Below are 9,396 nucleotides of genomic sequence, written 5' to 3'. Positions count from 1 at the left end.
GTCGGGGCCGGACGTCCGGCCGTCGCCGCGCGCGGGCTCCGGGCGGGCGTCGGGCCGGCCGAGGAAGGCGCCGGCGCCGAGGCCGCCGAGCTCGCCCTGGTCGGCCCAGGCCAGCACGTCGGCGGTGGACCAGCCGGGGGTGACACCGCTGCGGTTGATCTGGCGTTGCCACAGGTCGAAGGGTGACTGTTCGCTGGCCGCCGCCACTCTGGGGTGGTAGGCCGCCCACAACCGCCAGGGCCGGGGCTCGTACGCGTTGCGGATGAACTCGCGCAGTTCGGCGTCGCCCTCGGGGCCCGGCGCGAAGTGGTCCAGCACGGCGGTGCCGAGCAGCAGCAGGCCGCGGTCGTCGTCGCGCAGGGCGAGCTCGTCGAGGGCCCAGGACCAGTTGGCACCGGTGGCGGCGTACTCGCGCAGCATCAGCAGCGCGTCGCGCCGGCCGTACGAGGCGAGGTGGCCCAGGACGGAGAGGGCGAGGCCGGTGCGGCTCTCGTCGTCGGTGACCAGGTCCTCGGCGGAGTGGAGGTGGTCCTCGATGCCGTCGAGGGGGGCTTCCAGCTCCATGAAGATGCGCGCGTAGTAGAGGGAGCGACTCTCGACCTGCCAGTCGGCTCGCGGGTCCCTGGTGACGCACTCCTCCAGCGCGGCGATGGCCTCGGCACGGTCGGCGGCCAGCGCGTGGAGCTGCCCGTCACCACGGCCTCGCTGAAGGAGGCCTAGGAGGCTGGCACTGGGTGCTATCACTGGCTCGAACATGAGGTCAGCATCCGTTGCGGCGGTCGTAGTGGCAACGGGATTTCCGTCGCCGGGGTCTGTGGTCGGTACTGCGGTGGGCGCCCGGGCGCCGGAATCACCGAAGGTTACCGCCTCGGACCCCCGTCCGCACACAGGGCGACGAGGGCTCCAGCCACAGTGGCATATGCCACCGGAACTTTGCCTGCGTTCTGTCCAAATCGCCCGCAAGGGTGACGACGCTGTGCGACAGTCTTCTCACTGTCCGAACTGTCCGAACGGTCCGCCTGCCGCGGGCCGCACACGAGACGATGGGTCCGCCATGAACATGCCCTTAGGCGCCTCCCGCCCGCCGGGAGGCGCCATGGCGGACGGCGCCCCGACGGACAGCGGTTCGGACAGCGCCGACGGCGGGACGGACGGCAGAGTGGACGGCACGACGCACGAGCCGTCCGGCCCCCACCTCGGCGACGGCGGCCACCACGACGGGACCGGCCACGGCCCGATCGGCTCCGCCGAATGGGACCTGCTGACCGACGGGATCCACTGGAGCCCGGAGACCTACCACCTCCTCGGCTGCGACCCGGAGCACGGCCCGCTCAGCCTCGACCGGCTGCCCGACCGTCTCCCCGAGGCGGACCGGCCGCTGCTGCGGCGGATGATGACCGACGCGCTGGTGCACGGCCGCTGCGCCGCCGGCGCCCTGCGGGTCCGCCGACCGGACGGACGGACCGGCGGCGTCGAGTGCGCGGGCGAGCCCGTCCTCGGCACGGACGGCACCGTCGTCGCCCTGCGCATGCTGCTCCGCCCGGCCCCGCCGGCCTGAAGCACGGTCTCTCCGACCTGAAGCACAGTCTCTCCGGCCTGGACGAACGGCCCGCCGCTCCGAACGAGAGGCCCCACCGCTCCGAACGGACGCCCCGGCCCGGGCCCGCACGCCCGGCCACCGGTCGAACCAGGTCAGGTCACGTCAGGTCGGATCACGTCGGCTCGGATCCGGTCAGGTCAGCCGACGCCGGTTCTTGGCGTCCGCCGCCCGCAGCTCCCGGCCCAACTCCTCCCTCAGCTCGTCCACCACCGGCAGCCCCCGGTACTGCGCCGTCAACCGGTACATCTCGCGCAGCCGGTCCCAGGTCCGGTGCGAGGAGTTCTGGCCGATGAGGTTCATCACCATCTTGGCCTGGAACTGCGCCGCGTCCGGCTCGCCGGTGATCAGGTGCACCGAGGCCAGGGTGATCCGGTCGAACAGCGCCGAACGCAGTTGTCCGGTGCCCTCCCGCAGGGTGATCACCCGCTCCGCGTGCCGGCGCGCCTGGGGGGCCGCCCGCAGGTCGTGCTCGGAGAGCGTGCGCAGCACCAGGGCCTGCATGCCGCGCAGTTCGGCTTCGTCGAACACCTGCATCCACGAGGGCGGCGGCTCCGTCGCCTCCTCGGTGAACAGGTCCTCGGCCTCCCCGAGCAGCCGGTAGGTGTCCTGGGAGTGCCCGATCGAGGCGTGCGCCCACGCCTCGACCGTGTTGAGCATGGCGCGGGTTCTGGGCATCAACCGCCCGCCGGTCGCCTTGGCCGCCGACATCAGGTCGAGGGCGTCGTCGGCCCGGCCCAGGTGCACCATCTGCCGCGCGGCCCGGGAGATCGCCTCCCCGGCCCGCGGCCGGTCGCCGGCCTCCTTGGCCGCGTCGGCCGCGATCATGAAGTATTTCTGGGCGGTGGGCTCCAGGCCCACGTCGTGCGACATCCAGCCCGCCAGCACCGCCAGGTTGGCCGCGACCAGCCACAGCCGCTGCTCCACCTCCGGCGCGTGCCGGTGCGTCAACAGCCCGCCGACCTCGTTCAGTTGACCGACCACGGCCTTGCGCTGCAGCCCACCCCCGCGGGCCGCGTCCCAGGCCCGGAACACCTGTACCGAGTGCTCCAGCGACTCCACCTCGTCGAGCCCGACCGGGCCCGCGTCGTACACGTCCGCCACCGGGTGCGCTCCGCCCCCGGTGACCACCTGTCGGGGCCCGGGTACGGAGGCCGCGTACGCGACCGCGTCCCCGCCCAGCCAGCCCTTCAGCGAGTCGGCGATGACCGCCCCGGCCGTGAGCGCCGCTCCGGCGCCCACCAATCCACGTCGGTTCAGCATGAGGTCCATTCCCGTGAACTCGGTGAGGACCGCGGCTGTTCGATCCGGCGACCATGGCACTGCCGCGGACGCGTCCGCTCCGGACCTGGTGGGCCGGTGTCGTTCCAGACCGAGGTCCTCAGTGGTGACGACACGTCCGAGCCGCTCCGTGAACACGGCCGCCAGCACCCTCGGCACCGGATCGCGCGGGATCTCCCCCTGCTCGATCCAGCGCCGTACCCTCGACGTGTCGGTGGACAGCTGCAGCTGTCCCATCGCGGCACCCCGACGGTTGACCAGCCGCGCGAGCTCGCCCTTCGACCATCCGGTCAGGACGAACAGATCGGCCAGTCGGGTGTTGGGTTCCCTGCTCAACGAAGCCCCCAGGTTCCTCGGCTGATCCGAGGCTAGAGGCTCCGGCAAGTGCCGGGCGAGCATTCGCCACCGTTCGCCAGGGCCCGCCAGACTACTAAGCCAGTGCCCGAGGGGTGTGTTGTAGGGGTGCGCCACCTCGCCCCCCGGGTCGGGCGGTGTCCCACCAGCGTCGGGGCTGTCCCCCGACGGTGGCACGGGGCGCTCCCGGTCCTCACCCGAGGGGGTGGCGCGGCCGGGTGGCGCGGGAGCGCCGGGCACGGCCGACGGCAGTCCGGCCGACCGCATTCCCCAGGGTGCGGACGGCCGGAGCACCGCCGACCAGGGGTTCCTGACCCCGCGTCCGTGCCCGGCGCCCGTGCACCACCCACCGCACCGCTCGAGCGGCCGCGCGCAGTACCGCACCACTCGACGCACCGCACCACCCGCAGGGCCGCCGTCACGCCAGGAAGCACACGGCACCGGCCCTCCCCGCCCCCGCGGGGCAGCACCTGCCGACGGACCGGAAGGGACCACCCTCAGCCCATGTACTCCTCAGCGACGACCCCCACGCACACCGCGACCCGCCCCGCGCTGCGCCCTCCCACCGCAGCCGCCGGCCGCACCGGCCCCAAGGCGGTGCCCCCGGCGAGTCGGCCCGCGGCTCCGCGCGGTGCCGAGGGCCGGGCCACGGACCCCCGGGTCGTCCCGACCGGCCGCACGGCGCTGGGCCCCGCCGGCCGTACCGTGCTGGGACCGCGCGTCCCCGAGACCGCGTTTCCGGGCGGCCGGATGCCGCTGGCCCGGCAGGCCGACGGCCAGGTGCTGCGGGCCCGTCGGCCCGGCCAGCCCGTCGGCGGCCCGGAGCGGATCGATCCTTCGGCGCTCCAGACCCCGGCGGTCCGGGCGGCACTCGCCAGTGTCGCGCGGATATGTCCCGCGTTCACTCCGCGCCAGGTCCTGCGCGAGGGCAGCCGCCACATCCTGGTGGCGGGCACCATCGGGCGGGCTCCGGTGGTCGCCAAGTGCCTGGCGCCACAGGCGGTGCGGAGTGAGTACTTCGAGCAGCTGGTGGCCGACTTCCACCACGAGGTGGCGGTCTACCGGGCGTTCGTCCGGCACCGCCCGCCGGTGCGGCTGCCCCGGCTGGTGGCGGCCGACCACGACCGGTGCGTGCTGGTCATGGAGCGCGTGCCGGGGCGCCCGGCGGCCCGCGAGCGCCACCCGGTCAACGCGCCCACCCCGGGCGAGGTCCGGGCGCTGCTCACCGCGGTCCGCACGCTGAACCTCTGGCGGCCGCCGACCGACGTCTTCCAGCCTCGCCTGGACTACCAGTTGGAGATCGCCCGCTACCACTCGGTGGGCCAGCTCACCGACCGGGACGCCGGCGACCTGCGCGGCCTGCTGCACGGCCTCGGCCACACCCCGCTCCAGCTCTGCCACGGCGACGCCCTGCTCAGCAACATGCTGCTGGCGCCGTCCGGCCCGGTGCTGGTCGACTGGGAGCAGGCCGGCTGGTACCTGCCGGGCTACGACCTGGCGGTGCTCTGGAGCGTCCTGTCCGGGGACACCGCGGCACGCCGCCAGATCAGCCAACTCGCCCAGAGCGGCGGCACACTGGCCCGGGACGCGTTCCTGGTGAACCTGGCGCTGGTGCTGATGCGGGAGATCCGGCTGTACGACGTGCCGGGCGCCGGCGAGGAGCAGCGGATCATGATCCGCCGCCTCTACGACGACGCGGCGCTCGCCCGCCGGGCCGTCCGCGCCGCCGTCGGGACCCGCTGAACCGTGCGGGCACGGGTGCGGGCCCGGGCCCGCACCCGTGCCTGTGCCCGTCCCGTCGATCGGCGCGGACCCGGGAACGGCCGGCAGGACGGACCTACGGCCGGGCGTCCCGCTCCAGGGCGGCCCGGCCGGCGGCCTCCAGGACGGCCTCGTCGGGGGCCAGGTGCACCCGGCTGCTGAGCACGTCCCGCAGGTAGCGCTCCAGCGGGTGGCGCCGGCTCAGGCCGGGGTTGCCGGTGAGGGCGACGGCCTGCTGGACCACCGACGTCGCGGCCCGGGTCACCAGCAGGTGGGCCGGTCCGGTCCGGGCGACGGCCTCCGGCTCGCCCCGGTCCACCCGGGGGGCCAGGCCCTCGACCAGTTCCTCCGCGCCGATCAGCTGGGCCTCGATCTCGCCGAGGGCGGTCCGGTAGCGGGGCAGGGTGCCGAGCGGCTCGGTCAGATTGGCCGGGGTGCGCTGGTTGAGGAAGCGGATCAGCCAGGCCTCGGCGGCCCTGGCGACCCCGATCGCCACCGCGGAGAGCGCCAGGTCGTGCCAGGCCAGGGTGAGTTCGGCCTCGGCGTCGGCAACCTGACGGCCCGTCCGGCGACCGGGCGTCAGGCCCAGCGCGAGGTCGCCCGGCACCCGGACCCCGTCCAGCACCACGTCGTGGCTGGCACTGGCCCGCAGCCCGAGCTGGTCCCAGGTCGGGTCGATCTCCAGGCCCTCGCTCTCGCCGCGGACCAGGAAGGTGCCGATCCTCGGCTCCTCCTCGTCGGTCCGCGCGGTCACCGCCATCCAGGCGAGCGCCTCGGCGCCGGTGCAGTACGTCTTCCGGCCCGTCAGCAGCCAACCGTCGCCGTCCCGTCGGGCGACGGTGCCGGGCAGGTCGCCCGCCGCGGCACCGGGCTCCGCCCGCAGCGTGTTGACGAGCGCCGGGCCGCGCCGGGACTCGGTGAGCAGCCGCCGGTAGCCGGCCGTCGGCCAGTCGGCGCGGCGGGCCTGCTCGGCGTGCCGGAGCAGGGTGAAGGCGGTGACCACCGCCACCGAGGCGTCGCCGCGGCCGAGCCGGGACAGCACCCGGACGGTGTCGGCGAGCGTTCCGCCCGGTCCGCCGTACCGTTCGGAGACGGTGAGGGTGAGCAGCCCGGCCTCGTGGACGGCCTCGATCCCCTGGTACGGGAAGGTCGCGTCGCGGTCGTGCTCCTCGGCGCGGGCGGCCAACAGGTCGACCACCCGGGGCAGTCCGGCGAGGGCGCCGTCGATCGCGGCCCGGGCGGGGCCGGTGCGGTCGGGCCCCGGGCCGCCGGCCTCGGGGTCCCCGGTCGCGGGGGCGGGGGAACCGGCGGGCAGGGAACCGGCCGGTGTGGGGGCGGTGGATTCGAGATGGCCGGAATCGGACCGGTCGGAACCCGCCGATCGGGCAGCGGTCCGGGGACGGCGCCCGGCGGAGCCGCCCTTGGCCGGAGCTTCCTCCGCGGAGGCGCTCGCGGGCGAACGGTCGCCGGCGGACCGGTCGTCGGACACCCGGTCCTCGGGCGAACGATCGGCGGTCGAACGGTTGGCGGCGCGGGTCGTCATGATGCTGTGCCTCCGGGCGGCAGCGTGGGCTCGACGGATGCGGGCGGCACGCCGTACGGGCGCGCGGTACCGATGGGCGGCCCCGGAGGTCGGCTCACCGCCCGTCCCCTGGTGTCGGCGCCGGCCGGACAACCGGTCGGCCCCCCGCCGCCGGGGGAACGAGTCCCCCTCAGCGGCCCGGACACGCCGCGCTGGCGGTGCGCCGCAGGTCGAGGTGCCTGCGGCGGGTCAGCAGCGGAAGACGGCACGGCATGTTCGCGACTGTACGAACCGTTGATCGATACCGTCAAGCAGCGTCCGGGTCCCGGGCGGAGCCGGACGGCCCCGGCGGGGTCAGCCCTGCTGGAACATGTCCGAGGGGAGCGGCTTCAGCAGCTGATACAGGTCGTCCGAAATCGGTCGGTCCCAGGAGGCGACGGTGACCAGGACGCCGTCGCTGCGGCCGAACTGGGCGCAGAACACGCGTTCCTCGCTGACCTTGACCTTCTTCACGATCAGCAGGTCGTCCCCGAGCATCACCGGGAAGTCCTCGGCCGAGACGAACTCGACCGGCTCGTCGTTCTCCAGCGCCGCGAGCAGTTGCCGCACCTCGAAGGGCACGTCGTCGCCGGTCTCCCGGGCGGGCGAACCCTCGGGGAGGTTGCCGATGAACATCGCCGGGCCTCTGCCGCCGAACAGGTCGTAGCGCAGGAAAATCCCCTGGCAGGAGCCGTCCGGGCCGGTCATCATGGCCGCACCGAAGTCACCGGGCCAGTCGCCCGGGTCCATCGCGAGCACGTCGAAGTCCGGGCCGGCGGGCTGTCCGGAGCGACGGCGGAGAAAAGACATGGGAACATCGTACGTGTCCGGCACACCACGCTCGCGAGGTGGGTGGGGCGCCGACGGGGGACCACCGGGAGATCGACGCTCAGAGACCAATGTTGACTCTGAGCAACCGTCCGGGCTACGTTCGGTTCAGCACGACAGCCGTTCCGGGTTTCACCCTCCGGGGGGACGGCATGTCGCAACGCGGCCCTACACGCGTTTCCCTCACTGTGCACTCGTCGTGCCGAACTGCCGAGCACCCAGCTTCGTCGTCGCACACAGCACAACACACAAGCCAACAGTTCCATGCATCACAAGCCAGATCCGCGGGGCCCCGGCCTGTCGCTCCCGTGGATCTGCTCGGGACGCCGCCGCGTGGGGGCGTGCGGGTCCCGAGCGCCGGTGCCGTCATCCGAGTCGCTCTCGGCTTCGGCACCACGCCTCCCGGCGACTGCCGGCCCCATCACGGGGCCGGGACCGGCCGACGCACCCCGGTGCGCAGGGGATGACTGGGAGGATGGCCCGGCAACTGCCGAGCCGCACAGCAGGCGCCGTGTCTGGCCGCGTGGGGGCGGTGGGCACGGCGTCTGCCTGTGCTCATACTCTGAGCTGCGTTTGTCTAACAGTCAACAGAAATTCTGACGTGGCACGCTCAATGGATCATGAGTTGTGATGTTCGGACCCGAAAGGTCGCCCACGGAGCGGACCCCCGTCCATCGAGGGCCCGCTCCGGTGGTTCCCTGCGTGGCGCGCCTCAGGTGAGGTCGAACTCGCCGTCCCGGGCACCGAGCACGAAGGCCCGCCACTCGCCCGGGGTGAAGACCAGGATCGGCCCGTCCTCCTGGCGGCCGTCCCGCATCCCGATGTAGCCGTCCACGAAGGCGATCTGGACGTCCCCGACGCCCTGACTGCTGCACAGCCACTCCGCCCCGGTGAAGTCCACCCTGGGCTTCCCGCTCGGTGCCAGATCCGGCTGTGCCACGCCGACCTCCGTGTCCGTCCCGCTGTTGGATCCCACTGACCGCTCTCCTCCCGACGGCATTCCCGGACCAGCCTAGCCACACCGCCCGGCCCCGGTCAGCGGGTTGACGAGGACTCCTCCGGGCGGGGAAGGGCGCGGCCGGAGGAAGGGTCGAGGCGTGTCCCGACCGGCGGGGGCGGCGGGCAGCTGCCAGAGTGCTGCCAGGACGCCGCCACGCGGTCTCCCCGGCCCCGCAGGACCGTCCCGGCAGGACCAGTGCCGGGCGGGCCGGTGGAACGGGCCGTCCGGCCGCCCGCGGGAATCCGCGACCCCCACGTCGGCCCGCCCGGGCGGGCCCACGCCCCGATCCGCCGCGCTGTTCGAACGCTCGGCGCCGCTCGACCGTTCTGACCGACGATCCACCCACCGACCCACTCAAGGGAGCAGCCGATGAGCCGCCGGGACGGCACCCGCGCCGACGTCATCCCCATCTCCGACGCACCCTCGGCCCATCCCCCGGCACCCCGCACGCCCCCCTCGCCCACCCCGTTGCCCCGACCGACCCCGGCCCGGCCCTCCGCACACGGGCGGGTCGGGGTCGTCCTGGTCTCGCACAGCCAGGAACTGGCCACCGCCGTACGCTCCCTCGCGCTCGCGCTGACCGGATCCGACTCCCCCGCGCCGGTCGCGGCGACCGGCGGCGACCCGTCGGACGGACCGGGCATCAGCGCCGTCCTGGTGGCCGCCGCGACCCGCCGGGTGGACCAGGGCCACGGCGTGGTGGTGCTCGCCGACCTGGGCGGGGCGGTCACCACCGTGCGCGCGCTGCTGTCCGCGGCCGAGGAACACGGGCTGCCGTTCCCGGTCCGGTTCGCCAACGCCCCGTTCGTCGAGGGCGCGGTGGCCGCCACCGCGACCGCCACCGCGGGCGGGGACCTGGCCGCCGTCCTGGACGCGGCCGAGGAGGCCTACCGGCAGTACAAGGGCTGACCCGGCCCGGTGGTCATGGCGTCATCCTCCCAGAGAACTCGTACAGGCTTTCCCGCCGAGCGCCGCCCGGCCCCGGTGCCATCCGACGGTGCGCAGCGGCAGGCG

At 74.3% G+C, this 9,396-nt stretch carries 8 protein-coding genes and 1 pseudogene; 3 read left to right on the top strand and 6 right to left on the bottom strand.

Going from position 1 to position 9,396, the window contains the following annotated elements:
• Positions 1-756: pseudogene (locus AB0E96_RS33975) on the bottom strand (HEAT repeat domain-containing protein); the annotation flags it as partial.
• A 298-nt stretch (positions 757-1,054) separates the two neighbouring features.
• On the opposite strand from AB0E96_RS33975, the gene AB0E96_RS33970 reads away from it, so the two are divergent.
• Positions 1,055-1,558, top strand: a complete 504-nt coding sequence (locus AB0E96_RS33970) for a PAS domain-containing protein (RefSeq protein WP_359829648.1) — start codon at positions 1,055-1,057, stop codon at positions 1,556-1,558.
• Positions 1,559-1,732: 174 nt separating this feature from the next.
• On the opposite strand, the gene AB0E96_RS33965 is transcribed toward AB0E96_RS33970, so the two are convergent.
• The gene (locus tag AB0E96_RS33965) at positions 1,733-3,214 is read right to left on the bottom strand and encodes a hypothetical protein (RefSeq protein WP_359829647.1); all 1,482 of its coding nucleotides are present in this window, start codon (positions 3,212-3,214) and stop codon (positions 1,733-1,735) included.
• 522 nt (positions 3,215-3,736) lie between these two features.
• Between AB0E96_RS33965 and AB0E96_RS33960 the strand changes: the two genes are divergently transcribed.
• Positions 3,737-4,975, top strand: coding sequence for a phosphotransferase (locus AB0E96_RS33960; protein ID WP_359829646.1), 1,239 nt, complete (start codon positions 3,737-3,739; stop codon positions 4,973-4,975).
• A 94-nt stretch (positions 4,976-5,069) separates the two neighbouring features.
• Here AB0E96_RS33960 and AB0E96_RS33955 read toward each other — a convergent pair whose 3' ends face one another.
• The 4 genes from AB0E96_RS33955 to AB0E96_RS33940 form a co-directional block, all read right to left on the bottom strand.
• On the bottom strand, positions 5,070-6,536 hold the full coding sequence (locus AB0E96_RS33955; protein ID WP_359829645.1) for an acyl-CoA dehydrogenase family protein: 1,467 nt from the start codon (positions 6,534-6,536) through the stop codon (positions 5,070-5,072).
• A gap of 169 nt (positions 6,537-6,705) precedes the next feature.
• Positions 6,706-6,789 carry a putative leader peptide gene (locus tag AB0E96_RS33950; RefSeq protein ID WP_350526312.1) on the bottom strand — a complete coding sequence of 28 codons (84 nt, stop codon included), beginning with the start codon at positions 6,787-6,789 and terminating at the stop codon, positions 6,706-6,708.
• Between the two features lie 80 nt (positions 6,790-6,869).
• Positions 6,870-7,364, bottom strand: a complete 495-nt coding sequence (locus AB0E96_RS33945) for a hypothetical protein (protein ID WP_359829644.1) — start codon at positions 7,362-7,364, stop codon at positions 6,870-6,872.
• Positions 7,365-8,094: 730 nt separating this feature from the next.
• Positions 8,095-8,322: a DUF397 domain-containing protein gene (locus tag AB0E96_RS33940; RefSeq protein ID WP_359829643.1), complete on the bottom strand. Its 228-nt coding sequence runs from the start codon at positions 8,320-8,322 to the stop codon at positions 8,095-8,097.
• A 429-nt stretch (positions 8,323-8,751) separates the two neighbouring features.
• Here AB0E96_RS33940 and AB0E96_RS33935 point away from each other — a divergent pair, with 429 nt between their 5' ends.
• Complete coding sequence (locus AB0E96_RS33935; protein WP_359829642.1) at positions 8,752-9,291, top strand: PTS fructose transporter subunit IIA; 540 nt, start codon at positions 8,752-8,754, stop codon at positions 9,289-9,291.
• Positions 9,292-9,396: the final 105 nt, after the last annotated feature.

It is taken from the genome of Kitasatospora sp. NPDC036755, assembly GCF_040636595.1.
Lineage (GTDB): Bacteria > Actinomycetota > Actinomycetes > Streptomycetales > Streptomycetaceae > Kitasatospora.
Note: the sequence above shows the minus strand (reverse complement) of the source record. Positions and strands in the feature narration are given on the sequence as shown.